This is a genomic window from Endobacterium cereale (assembly GCF_009617585.1).
GTDB classification, from domain to species: Bacteria; Pseudomonadota; Alphaproteobacteria; order Rhizobiales; family Rhizobiaceae; genus Neorhizobium; species Neorhizobium cereale.
The window spans coordinates 32,210-52,524 of sequence record NZ_WIXI01000045.1 but is presented as its reverse complement, the minus strand read 5'-3'; the positions used below and the strand labels follow the sequence as shown (position 1 = coordinate 52,524).

Below are 20,315 nucleotides of genomic sequence, written 5' to 3'. Positions count from 1 at the left end.
AGATGACGGAACAGATGCGTGTGGCGCCTGAAGTGAAGGCCGTGCCGGATACGGTGACGGCGGCTTTCGAGGATTTCATGGAGGCGTTCGAAGCCTTCAAGGATGTGAACGACAAGCGGCTCGGCGAGATCGAGGAAAAGCTGTCCGCCGATGTGGTGACGCGGGACAAGATGGACCGCATCAACCGTGCCGTCGACGATAACAAGAAGTCGCTCGACCAGCTACTTTTGAAGAAGGCGCGGCCGGCACTTGGTTCTGGCCGTGATGTTGGACCTGAAGCGGCGGAGCACAAGGCGGCTTTCGATGCCTATATCCGCCGTGGCGACGAGCAGGGGCTGCGCGAGCTGGAAGCCAAGGCCTTTTCCGGTTCCGCCGGCGCGGATGGTGGCTATCTGGTGCCGCCGGAAACCGACAACGAGATCGGGCGGCGGGTTTCCGTTGTCTCGCCGATGCGTGCTCTTTCGACGGTGCGCATGGTTTCCGGGGCGGTGCTGAAAAAGCCGTTTGCGGCGGCGGGACTGGCGACCGGCTGGGTTTCAGAAACGGCGGCGCGGCCGCAGACCGACACGCCGCAGCTGTCCGAACTGACGTTTCCGACCATGGAACTTTACGCCATGCCGGCGGCAACGCAGGCGCTGCTGGATGACGCGGCGGTGGATATCGAGGCGTGGATTGCCGGCGAGGTGGATGTGGTGTTTGCAGAGCAGGAGGGAGACGCCTTTGTGCGCGGTGATGGCGTCAACAAACCGAAGGGCTTTCTGTCTTATCCGACCATCGCCGAGGAAGACTGGGCCTGGGGCAGTCTTGGCCATGTGGCGACCGGCGTGGCCGGAGCGTTCAAGGCGGCAAATCCCTCCGATACGCTGGTGGATGTGATCTATGCGCTGAAGGCGAAACACCGGCAGAATGCCACCTTCATGATGAATCGGCGCACGCAGGCCGAGGTTCGAAAGTTCAAGGATGCGGACGGCAATTACCTGTGGCGCCCGCCGGCATCTGCAGGCCAAGCGGCGTCGCTGATCGGTTTTCCCGTGGCGGAGGCGGAAGAGATGCCGGACATTGCCGCCAACGCGACGGCGATCGCGTTCGGGGATTTTCGTTCGGGTTATCTGGTGGTTGATCGGGCGGGGGTGCGGATCTTGCGCGATCCGTATTCGGCGAAACCGTATGTGCTGTTCTACACCACCAAACGCGTTGGCGGCGGCGTGCAGAACTTCGAGGCGATCAAGGTGGTGAAGTTCTCGGCCAATTGAGTTTGATAGGGCTCTCATTGTTCTCCGTCATCCCCGCCCTTGTGTCGGGGATCCTTCAGCGTCGTGTCCACGACGCTGAGGGACTTTTCAGACCTGCAAAGAGTCTCCCGCAGCGCAGACGCGCAGTGGCTGGGTTCCTGTGACAAGCACAGGAATGACGGGGCTTTTGCTTTTCCGACGAAAGCAAACCATGACCTATATTCTGACCACTCCGCCGACCGCGGAGCCGATCACGCTTGCCGAAACGAAAGCACATCTGCGTCTTGATGACGGCCATGAAGATGCGCTTCTGGCATCTCTCATCATCACCGCGCGTGAACATCTGGAGCGCGACACCGGCCTTTGCCTGATCGCGCAAACCTGGCGGCTGTGTCTCGATGCCTGGCCGCGCGACGGCATCTTGAAGATCGTCAAATATCCGGTGCAAGCCATTCAAAACGTGACCGTTTATGATCATGGCGGCGCGCCGGTTGAAGTGTCACTTGAAGAGCATCTGCTGGATGGCGAGGGACGGCCGGCGCGGCTTTGGCTGCGCGATCCGCCGACACCCGGGCAGGTGATGAACGGTATCGAGATCGTCTTTGTCGCCGGCTTCGGCGAGACTGCCGTCGAGGTGCCGGACGGGCTGAAAAGGGCGATGCTTCTGCATGTGGCGCACATGTTCGCCTTTCGGGGCGTGGTGGCACCGGAAGATCAGCCGGCCGGTATTCCGGACGGATATGAGCGGTTGATCGCTAGCTACCGGCTGCGGAGGCTCTGAAAAAATGCCGGTCACGTTTTTCGATCCCGGACAGATGACGGCGCGGCTGGATCTGGAAACGGCGGAGCCGCAGTCGGATGGGCAGGGTGGTGCGGTGCCGGTCTGGTCCGTTTTGTCGTCCATGTGGGCGCGGATCGAGCCGGTGTCATTCGTGGTTTCGGAGAAGGGCGCGGCGACGGAAACGGCTGTTGTGACGCACCGGATCTGGGTGCGTTTTCGCGACAGCATTCTGGGCGGACAGCGGTTTCGCAAGGGGGAGCGGCTGTTTGTCATCCGGGCGGTGCGCGACCCGGATGAGACGCGGCGTTACCTCGTCTGCCATTGCGAGGAGGAGGGGGCGTGATGGCGGCCAATGCTTTGGTGAAGGCGATGTTTGCGCGACTTTCGGGTGATGCCGGGCTGCAGGCGCTGGTGGGACCGGATGGTGTGCGGGATCGGATGGTGGCACGGGGAAAAATGCCGTGCATCGTGTTCGGCGAGATCGACAGCCGCGATGAGGACGGCGAGACGCTGCAGGTGCATCTGGTGACGCTGGAAGTGTGGTCACTGGCGGAAGGACGGCGTGAGGCGCAGGTGATTGCAGCGCGTGTGCGGGAACTTTTGCATGATGCGGCGCTGGCGTTGGAAGGTGCTGACCTGGTGAACCTCACGCATCGTGGCACGCACACAGGGCGTGAGACCAAGACAAAGTTTCAGCTGGCGGAGATGCGGTTCAGAGCCGTGACGGAGTGAGCGCGACTTTTGCCCGCACGCGCCGGACCAGCGAGATCAGCATGATGATGGCGGTGAGCGCGACGCCGGACAGTGCGATGGCGATGATGACCGCTGAGGTGATGCCGGTGCGGTCGATCAGTGCCGTAAAAATGACCGGTGCGAGCGCATTGGCGATGTTTTGCGGCATGGCGAGGCGGGTTGCCTGACGGCCGTATTCGCGCGGTGAAAACAGGGCGAGCGGCAGAAGCGCACGGGCGACCACGAGTATGCCGGAGCCAAAACCGTAAAGCGCGATGAAAAGCCAGAGCGTCGTGGTCGAGGCCGGTAGAAGGACGAGGCAGGCGAAGGCCGCAACCATGAGGCTGCAGCCGGTGACGGATGTGAGGAACGGATTACCGCGCTTGCCGAGCAGCATGTCGAAACCGCGTGCGGAAATGCCCAGCACGCCGCGTGCGGCGGCAAGTTGCAGGGCGAATTCGGGCGTGGCGCCGAACTGGTGCAGCACTTCCAGAAGCGACGGTGACATGCCGAATGTGACAAAGGAAGCGATGGATGCCGTGATCGCCATCAGCAGAAAGGCGTTTTTTCTGTCGTTTTCCGTCAGCGGAACCGGAGCGAGATCGGCGCTTTCGCCGGATTTTTCGAGAGCGACCGGTTTGGGCAGGCAGAACATATAAAGCGGCATGCAGACAAAGGCATGCAGGGCGGCTGCCATGAGGAGCGTGCTGCGCCAGCCGGCGAGATCCGACATGAGGCTGAGCAGGGGCCAGAAAATGGTGGCCGAGAGGCCGGTGAACAGCATGAGGATGGCAATGGTGCGCTTGCCGGCTGCCCCTTCGCGTTCAACGACGGCGGTAAAGGCTGGAGCGGACAGGACGAAGGCGCCGCCGAGGCCGAGAATGACCCAGGATGCGGCATAGGTGACCACATCGGCGGATGAGGCCAGCAGGCAGAGGCCAGCGGCGAAGAACAGCGAGCCGACTGCCATGACACGCGCGGCGCCGTGGCGATCGAGCAGTTTTCCGACGAGCGGGCTTGCAAGCGCGCTGACCATCATCATCACCGACAGGCCGGCATACACGACCTCGTTGGCAAGGCCGAGATCGGGCGCCAGCTTGCGGCCGAGCACACCGATGGATTCGAAGGTCGTGCCCCAGCCGATCAGCTGCGTGACGGCAAGGACGCCGATGGTCTGGGCCGAACGGGCGGAAAAGGGCATGGCGGGTGCGTGTCGGGTGAGGTGAAGGACGGGATTTTGACGCTACAGCATCACTTTGGAAATCGGAACCGGTTTTCGCAGAGCACGCTGCCGCGGATGCCCGGTATCAGCAGGCATTTCAATCGACGGGAAGCGCTCCGGTCGCGGCCAACAATTCGAACTCAAGAGCAAGGGAGTGCAGCATGGTGGCGCAGAAGGGCAAGGACCTGCTGTTGAAGCTGGAAGGCGGCAACGGGTTTCAGACTGTGGCGGGGCTGAGGAGCAAACGGCTGGCCTTCAATACCCAGACGGTCGATGTGACCGATGCGGAAAGTGCCGGGCGCTGGCGCGAACTGCTGGGCGGGGCAGGTGTGCAGCGCGCTTCGTTGACCGGTGCGGGGATTTTCAAGGATCAGGCGTCCGATGCGCTGGTGCGTTCGACGTATTTTGCCGGCGCCGTTGTGGCCTGGCAGGTTGTGATCCCGGATTTCGGCACGGTGAGCGGGCCGTTCCAGATCACTGCGCTGGAATATTCCGGCGAACATGATGGTGAGGTGCGGTTTGAACTGGCGCTGGAATCGGCCGGCAGCCTCGTTTTCGGGGCGCTGTGATGGAGACGCGGGTGATTGGGTATGCCAACCGGCGGCGAGGGGAAATAGAGGCGGTGCTGGATGGTCAGCGGCGCATTCTGTGCCTGACGCTGGGGGCGTTGGCCGAACTGGAAGCGGCGTTTTCCGTCGGTGACCTTTCCGGTCTGGCCGAACGATTTTCCTCGGGCCGGTTGAGGGCGGGCGACATGATCCGCCTGATCGGTGCCGGGCTGCGAGGTGGCGGCAACCTTCTGGCCGACGAGGACGTGGCGGCGATGAGCATCGACGGCGGCGTGGCTGGTTATGCGCGTATCGTTGGTGATCTGCTGGAGGCGACGTTTGGCGGGGTCGGTGCAGCGGAAACGGCAAATGGTGGTGAAAAGGCGGTGGCGGCAAACCCTTGAGGGCCGCAGCGGGCGGGCGCGTGCAGCCGTTTCCCTGGGAGGCGGTGATGCATGCCGGGCTTTGCCGGCTGCGGCTTGTGCCGGCAGTTTTCTGGGCGCTGACGCTGCGGGAGTTTTTCTGCGTTGCGGGTGGTTTTTCCGGCCGTGGTGCAAAGTTTTCAAGGGATCGGCTTGAAGGGATGATGGCGGCGTTTCCGGACGGGTGAGTGCGCCATCCCGAGCGCTGAGTTTGCAGCTTCGGCCCACCAAAACCAGCGGCATCGCATATGGAATGCAACGGGTGCCGCTTGCTCCAGATAATTTCGCCCTCAAGGGGGAGATTGTCTCAATTCCATATGTGACAGCGTTGCCATGGAAACGGCGAGAAGGGAGCAGGTCGCCTTCTCTTCAAGCCATCGCGCCGTTGCGGATTTTGACGTTGAGGGCAGAACTGAGGTTTCCATGGAAAACGGTGACGGCATAGTCGAGACGCTGAGCGGCGCGCAGGCGCTCTCCGATGTAATGGTCGATCTGGAGGGGCGCTCGCAGAGGTTTGGTGCTGCGCTGACCTCGGCGCTGCGATCCGCGACCGTCGGCGGGCGGGGGCTCGACGATGTCTTGAAGGGTTTGGGAAACCGGCTGACGGATATTGCGCTTTCGGCGGGTTTGAAGCCGCTGGAGGGCCTGTTGTCGGGAGCGATCGGCAATCTGATCGGTTCGGTGACTCCGTTTGCCGATGGTGGCGTGGTGCGTGCGCCAAGCTTTTTTCCGATGGGTGGCGGTGATCTGGGCCTGATGGGCGAGGCGGGGGCGGAGGCTATTCTGCCACTGAGGCGCGGGCCGGATGGATCGCTGGGCGTGGCGGCGGGTGGCGGCGGTCAGGCGGCGCAGATCGTGTTCAACGTAACGGCGACGGATGCTGCGAGCTTTCGCAAGAGCGAGGGCCAGATTTCGGCGATGCTGGCGCGCAGCGTGGCGCGCGGGCAGCGTGGCGTCTGAGACGGGCGTGGATTGGCCTCCTTGGCGGAACATTGGTCGATGCGGTGTGGCCGGTCTTCACAGGCGTGTCGGCATGGCTGTTCCGGCGTCCGTGACGGGCAATGCTGCGCGAAAATATCGGGGCTTTGGGAGTGATCTGTCATGAGCGGGTTTCATGAGGTGCGGTTTCCGTTGCGGCTGGCGCTGGGAGTGAGTGGTGGGCCGGTGCGCAAGACGGAGATCGTCAACCTGTCCAACGGGCGCGAGCAGCGTAATGGCCGCTGGCGCAATTCGCGGCGCAGCTATGATGCCGGATCGGGCGTGAAGTCGGTGGCCGATCTTTATGAGGTCCTGGCATTTTTCGAGGCGCGCGGCGGCCAGCTTTATGGTTTTCGGTTTCGTGACCCGGTGGATTTCAAATCCTGCGCACCGCTGGTGGCCGTGTCGGCGACCGATCAGGTGATTGGCTTGGGCGACGGGCTGCGCACGGTGTTTCAGCTGGTCAAAACCTATGCGGATGCCGGTGGTGGGTTCGAGCGGGTGATCGCCAAACCGGTGCCGGGATCGGTCGTGGTGGCCGTCGATGGTGCCCGGTTGGGCGAGGGCTGGCGCGTGGATGATGTCACCGGTGTTCTGACCTTTGCGGTGGCACCTGCGCCGGAAGCAGTCGTTGCGGCGGGGTATGAATTCGATGTGCCGGTGCGCTTCGATATCGACCGGATCGACGTCAGTCTCTCCGGTTTCGATGCCGGTCGCATTCCCACCATACCACTGACCGAGATACTGTCGTGAGAGGATGCCAGCATGAGAACGATACCGGCGGGACTGGCCGCTCATCTGAAGGGCGATGTCACCACCATCTGCCATTGCTGGCGGGTTTTTCGCCGTGATGGCGTGGTGCTGGGGTTCACCGACCATGACGGTGATCTGCTGGTGGATGGCGCGCATTTTCTGGCCTCGAGCGGGTTTTCTGCAAGCGAGGAAGAGGCCGAGGCTGGGCTTTCCGCCAGTGCCGGCATGGTGGCCGGCGGATTTTCGAGCGACGTGATTGCCGAGACTGATCTGGCGGCCGGCGTTTACGACGGAGCGCGGGTGGAATTGTTGGTCGTGAATTGGTGCGCGCCCGATCAGTTCATGCGGCTGAGCCTGCGCGAGATCGGCGAGGTGAGCCGGGCGGGAGGAGAGTTTACAGCCGAATTGCGCAGCCTGGCGCACCGGCTGGACCAGCCGCAGGGGCGGGTTTACGGGCGGCGTTGCGATGCCAGCCTGGGGGATGGTCGCTGCCGTGTGGATCTGGCCGCCTATCGGGGCCACGGCACGGTGCTTCTGGTGCGGGGCCGGTCGCGACTGGTGGTGGCCGGGCTGCAGGGTTTCGCGAGCGGCTTTTTCGCGCAAGGGGTGCTGCGCCTGGAGGCCGGTGGCGAGCTGGAAGCCGATGCGCATGTGCTGAACGCCGATGGCACGGCGGATCTGACGCTGTGGCTGCCGAGTGAACGCGACATTGCCGTCGGCCAGGTGTTCTCCGTGACGGCGGGCTGTGACAAGGCATTTGCCACCTGCAGGAAGAAATTCGGCAATCAGCTGAATTTTCAAGGGTTCCCGCATGTGCCGGGATCGGACTTCGCCTACTCCTTCGCAGACGGGGAGCGGCTGCATGACGGCAGCCCGATCTTTCCATGAGTGCGATTGGTGAGCGGGTTGTGCGACTGGCCGAGGCATGGATTGGCACGCCCTACCGCCATCAAGGCGCGACGCCGGGTGTCGGCTGCGATTGCATCGGGCTGATCCGCGGCGTTTGGCGGGGGCTTTATGGTGAGGAGCCGGAGGTGGTACCTCCCTATGCGGCCGACTGGGCCGAGCGCAGTGGCGACGATCGGCTGCTTGCTGCGGGGTTGCGATTGTTCGGACCGGCAGTGCCCTTGGCCGAGATGTCGCCGGGAGATGTGCTGCTGTTTCGCTGGCGGCCGGGTTGTGCGGCCAAGCACGCAGGCATCTTTTGCGGAGCGGATCGTTTTATCCATGCCTATGAGCAGGCGGCGGTGACGCGGTCGGTTCTGGTGCCCTCGTGGCGGCGGCGGATTGCGGCTGTGCACCGGTTTCGTGATGAGCGGAATGGTTGAGTTGGGTCGGCATTTCGTGTATGTGAAATGGAGTGGCGGGCGGTGTGTGACCACCGCCCGCCACAGACTTATCTTCGGATAATGACCCGGACGGTGGCTTGCCAGCTCGTCCGGGTCATCCGCAAGGTAAGCGTAACGCTAGTCGGCCAAAGCGTCATAGCACTACCTCCATGTTCGAGAGCAAGGCCCTTGCCTGGGCCGGTGTGGCCTGTCCTCACCGGCGCTCCGGCTGGCGCGGCGCATGCTGCTTCTGCCCCTGAACGGGGATAGGTTGTCACAATTTTTGCGTGTGTGAATTGAGCGCGCCACGGCTTGGTTGATCCCGCTTCGGCTGCTGCTGCGTGGTGGTGTCCTTGGTCTGAGGCTCACTGGCAAACCGTGTTGGCGGTGCTGCCGATACTCACGTTTTTCCGTCGAAATGTTTGAGGTTTTCTCTTGGCCACGATCCTGTTTCAGGCGGCGGGGGCCGCGCTTGGTGGTGTGTTCGGACCGATCGGGGCGATCATCGGGCGGGCTGCGGGTGCCTTGGCCGGAAGTGCGGTCGACCGGGCGCTGATCAATGGCAGCGGCAAGATTTCGGGTGCGCACCTGGCGACGGCGCGGATACCGGGGGCGGATGAAGGGACTGCGGTCAACCGGGTTTATGGCGCGGCAAGGGTGGGCGGCACTCTGATCTGGGCGACACGGTTCGAGGAAGAGGTGACGCGCGAGCGCACCGGCGGAAAGGCCGTGCGCGGGCCGACGGTGGAGACGTTTTCTTACTTTGGCAATCTGGCGGTGGGGATTTGCGAGGGGCCGATCGCCGGTGTGCGGCGGGTGTGGGCGGACGGCAAGGAACTGGATCTGACCGGCATAGAGATGCGGGTGCATGTCGGCTCCGAAGATCAACTGCCGGATCCGCTGATCGAGGCAAAGCAGGGCGAGGGCAAGGCGCCGGCCTATCGCGGACTGGCCTATGCGGTGTTCGAACATCTGCCGCTCGACATGTTTGGAAACCGGCTGCCGCTGCTGCAGTTCGAGGTGGTGCGGCCGGTGGGTGTGCTGGAGAGGCAAATTCGGGCGGTAACGATCATTCCCGGCGCGACCGAGCATGGGTATGCGACCGTTCAGGTGAAGGAAACCACAGGCGACGGCAGTGCGCGCATTCTCAACCGCAACACGCTGACGGCAACGACGGACTGGCAGGCTTCGATCGATGAGCTTGTTGCCGTGTGTCCGAACCTTGAGCGGGTAGCATTGGTTGTCTCGTGGTTCGGGACGGATCTGCGGGCGGGGGATTGCCGCATCCTGCCGGGGGTGGAGGTCAGGGCGCGCAGGGATGAGAGTTTGCGCTGGTCTGTTGCCGGTCTTTCGCGCGCGGATGCGCATCTGATCAGCCAAAATGGCGACGGACCGGCTTATGGCGGCACGCCGGGGGATGCCGATGTGCGCCAGGCGATCCTTGACCTCAGGGCGCGGGGCCTAAAAGTCTATCTCTATCCGTTCGTGATGATGGATGTGCCGCATGGCAACGGTTTGGCTGATCCGCATGGCGGCGCGGAACAGGCCGCTTATCCGTGGCGGGGGCGTATCACATGTCATCCGGCACCGGGGCAGCCGGGATCGCCGGACAGAAGTGTTTTGGCACGCGAGCACGTGGAGACATTCGCCAATGGTGCCGAGGGCTATCGGCGCATTCTTCTGCATTATGCCCATCTATGCGCCGATGCGGGTGGTGTCGACGGCTTGATCATCGGCTCGGAGCTGCGCGGCCTGACGCAGGTTCGCGATGAGGCGGGCGGCTTTCCTTTCGTGCGTGAACTTATGCGGTTGGCGGAGGATGTGCGGGCCGTGGTCGGGCCTGCGACGAAGCTGACCTATGGCGCCGACTGGAGCGAATATTTTGGCTACCATCCGCAGGACGGATCGGGGGATGTGTTCTTTCACCTCGATCCGCTGTGGGCGTCCGATGTCATCGACGCCATCGGCATCGACAATTACATGCCGCTGTCTGACTGGCGGGACGATGACCTTGGCGCGGACAATCCGGATGGGGCACGGCTGGCGGATGATGTGACGGCCCTGCGGGCGGCGATCACCGGCGGCGAAGGGTTTGACTGGTATTATGCAAGTGCGGCCGACCGGGCGGCGCGAAAGCGCTCGCCGATTGCCGATGGAATGGCGGGTAAACCGTGGACGTTCCGATACAAGGATCTGGCCGGTTGGTGGAGCAATCGGCATTTTAACCGGCTGGACGGGCGCGAAAGCGATGAGCCGACGGCGTGGGTGCCGGGCGCCAAGCCGATTTGGTTTACCGAGCTTGGCTGCGCGGCGATCGACAAGGGCGCCAATGAGCCCAACCTGTTTCTCGATCCAAAGTCCTCCGAAAGCAGGGCGCCGCATTATTCCAGCGGGGCGCGTTCCGACAGCATGCAGCGGCGATTCCTCGAAGCGCATCATGGCTGGTGGCAGGCGCCGGAGCGGGTGGCGGCCGGAATGATCGATCCCGGTCATGTTTTCGTCTGGAGTTGGGATGCGCGGCCGTTTCCGGCATTTCCGGGCGACCTGTCCGTCTGGAGCGATGGTGGCAACTGGCGCAGTGGTCATTGGCTGAATGGGCGGCTGGGGGCGACAACGCTGGCCGATACGATCGCGGCGATCCTGACCGAGCACGGTTTCGACGATTTCGACGTGTCGGAGGTGAGCGGAGACCTGACCGGTTATGTTCAGGGCGAACTGGCTTCGGCGCGGACGCTGATCGAACCCTTGCTGCTGGCATTTCGCGTCGATGTGGTCGAGGATAACGGACGTCTAAGATTTCGCTCAAGGGGGCGGATCAGTCTCCTGGCCACGCAGATCGATGTTTTGGCCGATCTCGATCAGCCGCTCTGGTCTGAAACGCGCGGGCATGACAGCGATTTTGCAGCGGAAGCGATCCTGACATCGTTCAACCCGGTGCTGGATTACGAACAGGCAAGCGCACGCTCGCGGCGGGTGACGGCGGAGAGCCAGCGGATCTTGCGCTGTGACCTGCCGGCGGTTCTGGCGGAAGAGACGGCGCAATCGGCGGCGGAAGATCTTTTACGGGATAACCGACTGGCACGGCGCAGCATTTCTTTCGCGCTTTCACCGGTGGAACTGGCTGTGGAAACCGGCGATGCCGTGCGTCTCGCCGGTGGGCCGGATGGCGTGTTTCTGGTCGAACGCATCGAGGATGGCGCGGTGCGGCGCATAGAGGCGCGGCGGTTCGCGTCGGCGGCTGCAACCGCCGTTTTGCCTCAGGAGGGCGGTGGGCGGCCTGTTGCCGGGCAGCCGTCGGCGTCCTTTGCGCCGGTGGTGCATTTTCTCGACCTGCCGCGTTTCGAGCCGGGCGAGGCGCGGAGTTTTGCGCGGGTGGCGGCATTCTGCCGACCCTGGAGGCGTATGGCCGTCTCGTCTTCCGCCTCCAGTGAAGGATTTCGGATACGCACCCTCGTTGAGCGGCCGGCGCGGATAGGTCGGTTGACGGCGATACTTGGCGCCGGTGTCAGCGGACGGTTCGATCGCGCCAATGTTCTGGAATGTGAACTGTTTTTCGATGGCGTGTCATCGGCGCAGGCGCTGGCGGTGCTGAACGGTGATAACCGGATTGCCGTGAAAGCCGTTTCGGGCAGTTGGGAAGTGATCGGCTTTGCCCGGGCGCAAGAGATTGCGTCGGGGCGCTGGCGGCTGGGCGATTTGTTGCGCGGATTGGGCGGCAGCGAGAATGCGATGCTGGCCGGAGCCGATGCAGGCGCTGCTGTCGTGATGCTGGATGCAGCGGTGATGCCGCTCGGCCTGTCATCGGAAGAGCGCGGTGTCGAAATGAACTGGCTGGTGGAGGCGGCGGGGTCGGCAGGTGGACGGGCGGGGCCGTTCGTGTTTGCCGGCGGTCTGCGTGCGGAAATGCCCCTTTCGCCCGTGCATCTGCGCGGCATGCGGCGCGCGGATGGCGCGATCGTGATGACGTGGGTGCGGCGCGGGCGCGTCGATGCCGACAGCTGGGAAGCGGCGGATGTTCCGCTGGACGAGCCGGATGAACGGTACCGGCTGGAGGTGTTGAACGGGGAAACCGTCTTGCGCGGCGTCGATGTGGCGACGCCTGCGCATGTCTACGGCGCGGCGGAACAGGTGGTGGATTTTGGCGCCTTGCCGACACGGATCGTGGTGCGGCTGCGTCAGCTTGGACGGGCGGTGCCGCTGGGCGTGCCGATAGTCGTGGATCTGAATTTCGAAGCGTGACGAAGGAGAACAGTCATGGATGGCATGAAGGCATGGTATCAATCGAAAACCGTTTGGGGCGCGCTGATCGCGGTCGGAGCGTCGCTGTTGCAGATCATGGGCGCGGAGGTGGATGCGGGAACGCAGGCGGAACTGGCTGACCTTGCAGTGACGACCGTTGGTGCCGTTGGCGGGCTGGTCGCGATCTATGGGCGGATTGCGGCGAGGAGCGAGATCGGCGGGTGACAGGCGCTGCCGACCGGGGCAGGGCTGTCACATGTTTGGTCGCGACGGCCGCTTGCTCCCGATGATCTTTACCCTTGAGGGGAAGATGTCACCGAAAGGTGACTGAGGCGTGAGCAATGGTGCGGCAGATTTTTGAAAGCTGCATTGGTGCTTGAAAACGCTTCCTCTGCTCTGCCTGCTGGCCAGGGTTGAGCCATGGGTCTCAACCCACTCTTCCATCCACCCTCAAGGGGGAATCGGCAGAAGCGCGCCTCATCAGTTCATGTGCGACAGGCTTCGTCATGTCGGCGAGAAGGGAGGCGGTGGCCGCGTCTATCCGCACCAAAAGCGTGCAAAACCGGGACTGCAGGAAAGCTGTAGTCCCCATTCATTTGCCATTCAGCCGCTGTTCGATACATAGTTCCTCAACGATTGGAACTCACTCTGTCCCTCTTGCGGGTGGAAATGGTGGCTATGAAGAAATCGATGATCGGTGCTGTTGTAACCTGCTTTCTGTTCGGCCTCGTGCCGATGCAGGCGACCGCGCGCGATTATTTGCTGCTGGTGGCAAGCGACTGTGGCGATGCCGCCAACAAGGTCATGCGCGATACCGGCGGGCAGCTTCTGTCGGCCCAACCTTCCAATGACGGTCGTACCTGCATCGTCACCGTACTGGTTCAGGGCAGCGGCGAGCGTCCACGCAAGGTTACCGTAAGGGTGCCGATGTAAGTTTCCTATCCGGCGGCATCCGCCACCGGGATATTCCGTTTGAAATGCTTTGAAGGACCGACATGCGCATTCTCGTGGTCGAGGACGACGTCAATCTCAACCGTCAGCTTGCCGACGCGCTGAAGGAAGCCGGTTATGTGGTCGATCAGGCCTTTGACGGCGAAGAAGGGCATTTTCTCGGCGATACCGAGCCGTATGATGCGGTGATCCTCGATATCGGTCTGCCGGAACTTGATGGCATTACGGTTGTCGAAAAATGGCGCAGCAACGGCAAGGTCATGCCGGTGATCATGCTGACGGCGCGTGACCGCTGGAGCGATAAGGTTGCGGGTATCGATGCCGGCGCCGATGATTATGTGGCCAAGCCCTTCCATGTCGAGGAAGTTTTGGCACGTGTGCGCGCCCTGATCCGTCGCGCGGCCGGGCATGCGTCGTCGGAGATTGCCTGCGGGCCGGTTCGGCTCGATACCAAGGCATCGAAGGCGACCGTCAATGGCATTGCTCTGAAGCTGACCTCGCACGAGTTCCGCCTTCTGTCCTATCTCATGCATCACATGGGTGAAGTCGTGTCGCGCACCGAGCTGATCGAGCACATGTACGACCAGGACTTTGACCGCGATTCAAACACGATCGAGGTTTTTGTCGGCCGTCTTCGCAAGAAGATCGGCGTCGACCTGATCGAAACCGTGCGTGGCCTCGGCTATCGCATGCAAGCGCCGACCGATGATCATTAGATCTGTCACCGCCCGCGTTCTTCTGCTGGCCACCGTGTGGTCTGCGGTGGCGCTTGTTGTGATCTCGATCGTCATCACCACGCTCTACCGGCAATCGGCTGAGCGCGCCTTTACCGATCTGTTGCGCGCGCAGCTTTACAACGTCATCAATTCCGTTTCGATCGGCGACGACAACAACATTGCCGGCAGCCCGCAACTGGGTGACCTCCGGTTCTCGCAGCCGGAAACCGGCTGGTACTGGATCATCGAGCCGCTCGGCACCTTTGCCTCGCAGCCGCTGTCGTCCTCCTCGCTCGGCGCTTCCAACATTGCCGTGCCGACGATCCTGAAAGTGCCGTTCAACAATCGTTATGAGCGTTTTTATCCGGCGACCGACGCTTATGAGAACAATGTGCTCGTGGCCGAAACCGAAGTCGTGCTTGACGGCGAGGGGCGCGCGGCGCGGTTTCGCGTGTCCGGCAACCTGAATGTGGTCGAGGAGGATACCGCCGCCTTCAACCGCAGCCTTTATATCGCGCTGGTGATTTTTGGCGTGTGCAGCCTTGTCGTCAATGGCGCGGCCATCCTGTTCGGCCTGCGGCCGCTGGATGAGGCACGCCGCGCGCTGGAAAAGGTGCGGCGCGGACAGGCGGAACGGCTGGAAGGCGAGTTTCCGCGCGAAATCCGGCCGCTGGCCGTCGAAACCAATGCACTGATTGAAAGCAACCGCCGTATCGTCGAGCGGGCGCGCATGCAGGTAGGCAATCTGGCGCATTCGCTGAAGACGCCGATCGCCGTGCTGCTGAACGAATCGCGACTGCTGGACAAGGGCCATTCCGAATTGGTGCGCGGCCAGGCGGAAGCCATGCAGGGGCAGGTGCAATCCTATCTCAACCGCGCCCGCATTGCCGCGCAGCGCGAGTCGTTGCTGGCGCGCACGGAAGTGGAGCCGGTGCTGGAACGGTTGGTGCGGGTGATGCGACGCCTCAATCCCGAAAAGGACTTCGAACTGATCGTGGCGCCGGGTGGGCTCGCGCTGGCCATGGAACAGCAGGACGTCGAGGAGACCATCGGCAATCTTCTGGAAAACGCCGCGCGCCATTCGGAACTGGCGGTGACGCTGACGGCTTCGACCGGCGAGGCTCCCGAAGGCGCGGAGCCGGGCAAGAAGAACTGGATCGAGATCATCGTGGAAGACGACGGGCCGGGACTGGAGCCGGACGAGATCAAGGAAGCGATGAAACGCGGCCGCCGGCTGGACGAAAGCAAGCCCGGCACGGGCCTGGGTCTTTCCATCGTGCGCGAAATTACCTCTGAATATCAGGGTCAGGTGGAGCTTTCGCGTGGCGTGCGGGGCGGCTTGCGGGCACGGCTGGTTCTGCCGGCCGTGGTCAAGGATGCGGCCTGACGGAAACCAAGGCTTTCATACTATGTGTTGCGCGATCCCCGCGCCTGTCGCGAAAGTGAGGTGGAAAGGGTAAATCTTCTGATTTTCCACCTCGACCGGCCGGGATAAAGCGCTAAATGATACACAACTGACAGGCGTTCCATAATGATGCACGATCCGAGAGGGGTCGGTATCTGGAAAGCCGTTTGATGATTGCCTAACCGGTTGGAGACGCATGCGCTTTCATTTTGCCCGAATTGCCGTTTCATCGCTTTTTTCGGCTGGTCTTCTGGCCGGCTGCTCGACCACAGGCAGCGGGGCACGCGTTTCTTCGGCATCCTATATCGCAGCCTTGCAGGGCGGTGTTGTCTCTCGCAGCGGCATCGAGGTGGATAACAGCGATAAGCAGCGGGCGCTGGAAGCCGAATACCGTGCGCTGGAAGGCTCTCCCGGCGGACAGCCGGTCGTCTGGGCCGGCAGCGGCATCAAGGGGCAGGTCGTGGCCAATGCGCCTTTCCAGGTCGGTGCGCAGAATTGCCGTCAGTACATGCATACGATCACGCCGGATGGCCGCGCCGAAGTGAAGACGCGTGGTACCGCCTGCCGCAACGCGGACGGCACCTGGACACCGTTGAACTGATCCGGCCTCCACGCCTTGCGTTCACCGCGACGAAGGCGTGGTCTATCCATTCAACTTTTCGTGCATAACCCGGAATTGGCGGCAATGATGTTTGTTGCCTGTCAATTTTGTTTGTCCCAGGTCAAAGGCGGGTATATTCGAACCATTCTATAAAGGCGCGGAGCCGGGACGCGAGGTCTCGAATTCGCGACACTGCGTGCCATGCTGTCTGATCGGCTGGCCGCTTGCGATAATGGGCGCATATGTTGCTTTGGATTATTTTTGCCTGTCTGACGGCGGCGGTGGCCGCCCTTCTGATTTTGCCTCTGGCGCGCGCCGGGGCGTCGGTTGACGATTCCGCGGAAGGGGAAGCGGCGGTCTATCGAGACCAGCTGCGTGAACTGGAACGCGACAAGGGGCTGGGGCTGATCGGCGAGGAAGAGGCCGAATATGCCCGCGCCGAAATCGGCCGCCGGCTGATCGCCACCGCCGACAAGGAGGCAAACGCCACTGCCTCTCCAGCGAAACGCCGTGCGTCTCTGGCCGTAGCCGGCGTGACGCTGGTCGTGCCCGCCATCGGGCTCTGTCTTTACTTGGCGCTGGGCAGCCCGTGGTTGCCGGCGCAGCCGCTGGCCGCACGGCTGGAAAATCCCGGCAACAATCTCGATCTGCTGGTTGCCAAGGCCGAGCGCCATCTGGCGCAGAACCCGCGTGACGGCGCGGGCTGGGATCTGCTGGCACCGATCTATTTTCGCACGCAACGCCTGGGTGACGCGGAGATGGCCTATCGCAATGCGATCCGTTTTCTGGGGGCAAGCCCCGAACGGCTGGCAGGGCTGGGCGAAACGCTGGTGGCGGCCAATGACGGTATCGTCATCGAGGATGCACGTTCCGCTTTCGAGGAAGCGATCAAGCTGAAACCCGACGACGCGCGGGTGCGCTTCTATCTGGCGCTGGCGCTGGAGCAGGCGGGCAAAAACGATGAGGCGCGGGTGGCCTTCGAAGCGCTTGCCAAGGATACGCCTCCCGGCGCGCCATGGCTTGCGCTGGTCAACGAACATATCGCCAAGACCGGTGGCACGGTGATCCCGGATCTCGACAACAATGACGAGGCGGTTGCGGCGATCCAGTCCATGGGCGCTGAAGACCAGCAGAGTGCTATCAAAGGCATGGTCGAGGCGCTGGCGACCCGTCTCGAGCAGGAGCCGAACAACATCGCCGGCTGGCTGCAACTGGTGCGCTCCTACGCCGTGCTCGGCGATCGCCTGAGGGCGCAGCAGGCACTGGACACGGGGTTGCAGACATTTGCGCCGACGACCGGCGAGGGCCGGCAACTGGTGGCCCTGGGCGTGGAAATGGGCCTTGAGCCGCAGCAGCCGATCGGCGGAGGAGCAAAACCATGACCCGCAAACAGAAACGCATGGCAGTGATTGCCGGTGGCGTCTCCTTCATCATGGTGGCGGTGCTGCTGGTGATGTTCGCCTTCAGCCAGTCGGTTGCCTATTTCTTCATGCCGGGTGACCTGAAGACCGCGCAGATTTCTCCGGGCACGCGTATCCGCCTCGGCGGGCTTGTCGAGGCCGGATCGGTGAAGCGCGGTACCGGTTCGACCGTATCCTTTACTGTGACGGATGGCACGAATACCGTGCCGGTGAGCTATACAGGCATCCTGCCCGATCTGTTTCGCGAGGGGCAGGGCGTGGTGACGGAAGGCTCGTTCGATGCCGCAAGCCATGCCTTCGTGGCAGATAGCGTTCTGGCCAAGCATGACGAGAACTACATGCCCAAAGAAGTCGCCGACCGCCTGAAGAAGGATGGTGTATGGGAAGATGGCACGGGCAAGGGCATGGCGCCGGCAAAAGAGCAGCCGGCAAAAGTAGAGACGACGGGAGCGACAAAGCCATGATCATCGAGATCGGTCATTTTGCTCTGGTGCTGGCGCTTGCCGTGGCGCTGATCCTGTCGGTCGTACCTGTGATCGGTGCCGCCCGTCGCGATGCGGCGATGATGGCGCTGGCGCCGGTCGCCTCGCTCGTCCTGTTCGGACTGGTGGCGTTTTCGTTCGGCGTTCTGACCTGGGCCTATGTGGCTTCCGATTTTTCGGTCAAAAACGTATGGGAGAATTCCCATTCGCTGATGCCGCTCCTCTATAAATATACCGGCGTATGGGGCAATCACGAAGGCTCGATGCTGTTGTGGCTGCTGATCGTCGTGCTGTTCAGCGCTCTGGTGGTGATGTTCGGCAAGAACCTGCCGGAAACGCTGAAAGCCAATGTTCTGGCCGTGCAGGCCTGGATCGCCTCGGCCTTCCTGTTCTTCATCCTGCTGACCTCCAATCCGTTCATCAGGCTCGATCCGGCTCCGGCGGAGGGGCAGGACCTCAACCCGATCCTGCAGGACTTTGGCCTCGCCATCCATCCGCCGCTTCTCTATCTCGGTTATGTAGGGTTTTCCGTCTGTTTCTCCTTTGCGGTCGCGGCGCTGATAGAGGGCCGCATCGATGCCGCCTGGGCGCGCTGGGTACGTCCGTGGACGCTGGCGGCCTGGACGTTTCTCACCGCCGGCATCGCCATGGGCTCCTACTGGGCCTATTACGAACTGGGCTGGGGCGGCTGGTGGTTCTGGGATCCGGTCGAAAACGCTTCTTTCATGCCTTGGCTGGCCGGCACCGCGCTTTTGCATTCGGCGCTTGTCATGGAGAAGCGCGAGGCGCTGAAAATCTGGACCGTGCTTCTGGCGATCATGACCTTTTCGCTGTCGCTGCTCGGCACTTTCCTCGTTCGTTCGGGCGTGCTGACCTCGGTTCATGCGTTTGCTACCGATCCGTCGCGCGGCATTTTTATCCTCGGTATTCTGACGCTGTTTATCGGCGGTGCTTTCACGCTGTTTGCATGGCGTGCGCCAAAACTGAAAAGCGGCGGCCTGTTTCAGCCGATCTCGCGTGAGGGCGCGCTGGTTCTCAACAACCTGATCCTGACGGTTTGCTGCGCCACGGTGCTGACCGGTACGCTGTATCCGCTGGTGCTGGAAACTATTACCGGCGAGAAGATTTCGGTCGGTGCGCCGTTCTTCAACCTGAGTTTTGGCCTGCTGATGATCCCGCTTTTGATCGCCGTGCCGTTCGGCCCGCTTCTGGCGTGGAAGCGTGCAGACCTGATGGGTGCGATGCAGCGGCTTTACGCGGTCATCGGCTTCGCCTTCGTGGCCGGGCTCGTTCTCTATTACATCGAAAACGGCGGGCCGGTGATGGCGGCCGCGGGTCTGGCCATGGCCTGTTACCTGATGCTCGGCGCACTGGCCGATCTCTGGTACCGCGCCAATTTCGGCAAGCTGGCGTTCAACGTTGCATGGCGGCGTCTGGCGGGCCTGCCGCGTTCGGCCTTCGGCACGGCGCTTGCGCATTTCGGACTTGGCGTGACGGTGCTCGGAATCATCATCGTCTCCACCTACGAGACGGAAACCGTGCTGGAGATGAAGCAGGGTGCAACGGCGGAGGCGGGGGGCTATAGCCTCGTTTTCGACGGTATGCGCCATGCGGTCGGGCCGAACTATACCGACGATCAGGGGCATTTCACCATCAGCAAGGATGGTGTCGTGGTTGCCGATACATGGTCGTCCAAGCGGCTTTATACCGCGCGTCGCATGCCGACCACCGAGGCCGGTATCGTCACTTTCTGGTTCAGCCAGCTTTACGTGTCGCTGGGCGATCCGATGGATGACGGTGGCATTGTCGTGCGCATCTGGTGGAAGCCGTTCATCCTGTGCATCTGGGGCGGCTGCCTGATCATGATGCTGGGTGGTTTCGTATCGCTTTCCGACCGTCGCCTGCGTGTGGGCGCGCCGAGCCGCAAGGCGAAGGTGGCAAAGCCGGTGACGCCGGTGATGGAGCCAGCCGAATGATGCGCCGTGTCCTGATTGCGATCATCATCCTTTTCAGTGCCTTGCCGGCGCTGGCCGTCAACCCGGACGAGGTGTTGAAAGACCCGGTTCTGGAACAGCGGGCGAGAGGTCTTTCGGCGCATCTGCGCTGCATGGTCTGCCAGAACCAGTCGATCGACGACAGCAATGCCGAGCTGGCCAAGGATCTGCGCGTGCTGGTGCGCGAACGCCTGACCGATGGCGACACCGATGAGCAGGTGTTGGATTACGTCGTGTCGCGTTATGGCGAGTTCGTGCTGCTGAAGCCGCGCCTGAGCGCCAAGACGGTGCTTTTGTGGGTGGCACCGATTGCGCTGCTTCTGATCGGCGCGCTGACGATGATCCTGTTCGTGCGCAGCCGTCCTCCGTTGAAGACGGTGACGCCGTTGTCCGATCAGGAGAGGGCGCGGATCGACGAGTTGTCTAAGGGGTGAGGCATTTTTACGATGCAGGCCGATCCAGTTATTGAAGAAGCATAAACTGCTGACATCATACAAATCCTACGGAGAC

22 protein-coding genes are annotated in these 20,315 nt (G+C 62.5%); 21 read left to right on the top strand and 1 reads right to left on the bottom strand.

Features of this window, described 5'->3' with window-relative positions:
• Positions 1 to 2: 2 nt before the first annotated feature.
• The 4 genes from GAO09_RS15580 to GAO09_RS15565 all read left to right on the top strand — a co-directional run bounded on the left by GAO09_RS15580 (position 3) and on the right by GAO09_RS15565 (position 2,745).
• Positions 3 to 1,253, top strand: coding sequence for a phage major capsid protein (locus GAO09_RS15580; protein ID WP_153354938.1), 1,251 nt, complete (start codon positions 3 to 5; stop codon positions 1,251 to 1,253).
• 190 nt (positions 1,254 to 1,443) lie between these two features.
• Positions 1,444 to 2,013, top strand: coding sequence for a head-tail connector protein (locus GAO09_RS15575; protein ID WP_153354937.1), 570 nt, complete (start codon positions 1,444 to 1,446; stop codon positions 2,011 to 2,013).
• Positions 2,014 to 2,017: 4 nt separating this feature from the next.
• Positions 2,018 to 2,356, top strand: coding sequence for a phage head closure protein (locus tag GAO09_RS15570; RefSeq protein WP_153354936.1), 339 nt, complete (start codon positions 2,018 to 2,020; stop codon positions 2,354 to 2,356).
• Positions 2,356 to 2,745, top strand: coding sequence for a DUF3168 domain-containing protein (locus GAO09_RS15565; protein ID WP_153354935.1), 390 nt, complete (start codon positions 2,356 to 2,358; stop codon positions 2,743 to 2,745). The genes GAO09_RS15570 and GAO09_RS15565 overlap by 1 nt, the downstream gene beginning before the upstream one ends.
• On the opposite strand, the gene GAO09_RS15560 is transcribed toward GAO09_RS15565, so the two are convergent.
• The gene (locus GAO09_RS15560; protein ID WP_153354934.1) at positions 2,726 to 3,946 is read right to left on the bottom strand and encodes an MFS transporter; all 1,221 of its coding nucleotides are present in this window, start codon (positions 3,944 to 3,946) and stop codon (positions 2,726 to 2,728) included. The two genes, GAO09_RS15565 and GAO09_RS15560, sit on opposite strands and share 20 nt — an antisense overlap.
• A gap of 182 nt (positions 3,947 to 4,128) precedes the next feature.
• On the opposite strand from GAO09_RS15560, the gene GAO09_RS15555 reads away from it, so the two are divergent.
• The 17 genes from GAO09_RS15555 to GAO09_RS15475 all read left to right on the top strand — a co-directional run bounded on the left by GAO09_RS15555 (position 4,129) and on the right by GAO09_RS15475 (position 20,239).
• Complete coding sequence (locus tag GAO09_RS15555) at positions 4,129 to 4,536, top strand: phage major tail protein, TP901-1 family (RefSeq protein WP_153354933.1); 408 nt, start codon at positions 4,129 to 4,131, stop codon at positions 4,534 to 4,536.
• Between the two features lie 11 nt (positions 4,537 to 4,547).
• The gene (locus GAO09_RS15550; protein WP_324185442.1) at positions 4,548 to 4,919 is read left to right on the top strand and encodes a gene transfer agent family protein; all 372 of its coding nucleotides are present in this window, start codon (positions 4,548 to 4,550) and stop codon (positions 4,917 to 4,919) included.
• Positions 4,916 to 5,125 (top strand): rcc01693 family protein, encoded by a 210-nt coding sequence (locus GAO09_RS15545; RefSeq protein ID WP_153354931.1) that lies wholly within the window; start codon positions 4,916 to 4,918, stop codon positions 5,123 to 5,125. The genes GAO09_RS15550 and GAO09_RS15545 overlap by 4 nt, the downstream gene beginning before the upstream one ends.
• Positions 5,126 to 5,360: 235 nt before the next feature.
• Positions 5,361 to 5,897 carry a phage tail tape measure protein gene (locus GAO09_RS15540; RefSeq protein ID WP_153354930.1) on the top strand — a complete coding sequence of 179 codons (537 nt, stop codon included), beginning with the start codon at positions 5,361 to 5,363 and terminating at the stop codon, positions 5,895 to 5,897.
• 141 nt (positions 5,898 to 6,038) lie between these two features.
• The gene (locus GAO09_RS15535; RefSeq protein WP_153354929.1) at positions 6,039 to 6,668 is read left to right on the top strand and encodes a DUF2460 domain-containing protein; all 630 of its coding nucleotides are present in this window, start codon (positions 6,039 to 6,041) and stop codon (positions 6,666 to 6,668) included.
• 12 nt (positions 6,669 to 6,680) lie between these two features.
• Positions 6,681 to 7,556 carry a DUF2163 domain-containing protein gene (locus tag GAO09_RS15530; protein WP_153354928.1) on the top strand — a complete coding sequence of 292 codons (876 nt, stop codon included), beginning with the start codon at positions 6,681 to 6,683 and terminating at the stop codon, positions 7,554 to 7,556.
• Positions 7,553 to 7,996, top strand: a complete 444-nt coding sequence (locus GAO09_RS15525; RefSeq protein WP_153354927.1) for an NlpC/P60 family protein — start codon at positions 7,553 to 7,555, stop codon at positions 7,994 to 7,996. The genes GAO09_RS15530 and GAO09_RS15525 overlap by 4 nt, the downstream gene beginning before the upstream one ends.
• Positions 7,997 to 8,431: 435 nt before the next feature.
• Entirely contained in the window at positions 8,432 to 12,235 is a 3,804-nt protein-coding gene (locus tag GAO09_RS15520; RefSeq protein WP_153354926.1) for a baseplate multidomain protein megatron, read from the top strand.
• A gap of 15 nt (positions 12,236 to 12,250) precedes the next feature.
• On the top strand, positions 12,251 to 12,460 hold the full coding sequence (locus GAO09_RS15515; protein ID WP_153354925.1) for a hypothetical protein: 210 nt from the start codon (positions 12,251 to 12,253) through the stop codon (positions 12,458 to 12,460).
• A 510-nt stretch (positions 12,461 to 12,970) separates the two neighbouring features.
• On the top strand, positions 12,971 to 13,168 hold the full coding sequence (locus GAO09_RS15510) for a hypothetical protein (RefSeq protein WP_235938231.1): 198 nt from the start codon (positions 12,971 to 12,973) through the stop codon (positions 13,166 to 13,168).
• A gap of 62 nt (positions 13,169 to 13,230) precedes the next feature.
• Complete coding sequence (locus tag GAO09_RS15505; RefSeq protein ID WP_153354923.1) at positions 13,231 to 13,902, top strand: response regulator transcription factor; 672 nt, start codon at positions 13,231 to 13,233, stop codon at positions 13,900 to 13,902.
• Positions 13,892 to 15,289 (top strand): sensor histidine kinase, encoded by a 1,398-nt coding sequence (locus GAO09_RS15500; protein ID WP_153354922.1) that lies wholly within the window; start codon positions 13,892 to 13,894, stop codon positions 15,287 to 15,289. The genes GAO09_RS15505 and GAO09_RS15500 overlap by 11 nt, the downstream gene beginning before the upstream one ends.
• A 214-nt stretch (positions 15,290 to 15,503) precedes the next feature.
• The gene (locus tag GAO09_RS15495; protein ID WP_153354921.1) at positions 15,504 to 15,908 is read left to right on the top strand and encodes a hypothetical protein; all 405 of its coding nucleotides are present in this window, start codon (positions 15,504 to 15,506) and stop codon (positions 15,906 to 15,908) included.
• A gap of 242 nt (positions 15,909 to 16,150) precedes the next feature.
• Complete coding sequence (ccmI, locus tag GAO09_RS15490; RefSeq protein WP_153354920.1) at positions 16,151 to 17,290, top strand: c-type cytochrome biogenesis protein CcmI; 1,140 nt, start codon at positions 16,151 to 16,153, stop codon at positions 17,288 to 17,290.
• The gene (gene ccmE, locus GAO09_RS15485; protein ID WP_153354919.1) at positions 17,287 to 17,793 is read left to right on the top strand and encodes a cytochrome c maturation protein CcmE; all 507 of its coding nucleotides are present in this window, start codon (positions 17,287 to 17,289) and stop codon (positions 17,791 to 17,793) included. Before ccmI ends, ccmE begins: the two co-directional genes overlap by 4 nt.
• The gene (locus GAO09_RS15480; RefSeq protein ID WP_153354918.1) at positions 17,790 to 19,787 is read left to right on the top strand and encodes a heme lyase CcmF/NrfE family subunit; all 1,998 of its coding nucleotides are present in this window, start codon (positions 17,790 to 17,792) and stop codon (positions 19,785 to 19,787) included. Before ccmE ends, GAO09_RS15480 begins: the two co-directional genes overlap by 4 nt.
• Positions 19,784 to 20,239 (top strand): cytochrome c-type biogenesis protein, encoded by a 456-nt coding sequence (locus tag GAO09_RS15475; RefSeq protein ID WP_153354917.1) that lies wholly within the window; start codon positions 19,784 to 19,786, stop codon positions 20,237 to 20,239. Before GAO09_RS15480 ends, GAO09_RS15475 begins: the two co-directional genes overlap by 4 nt.
• Positions 20,240 to 20,315 lie beyond the last annotated feature (76 nt).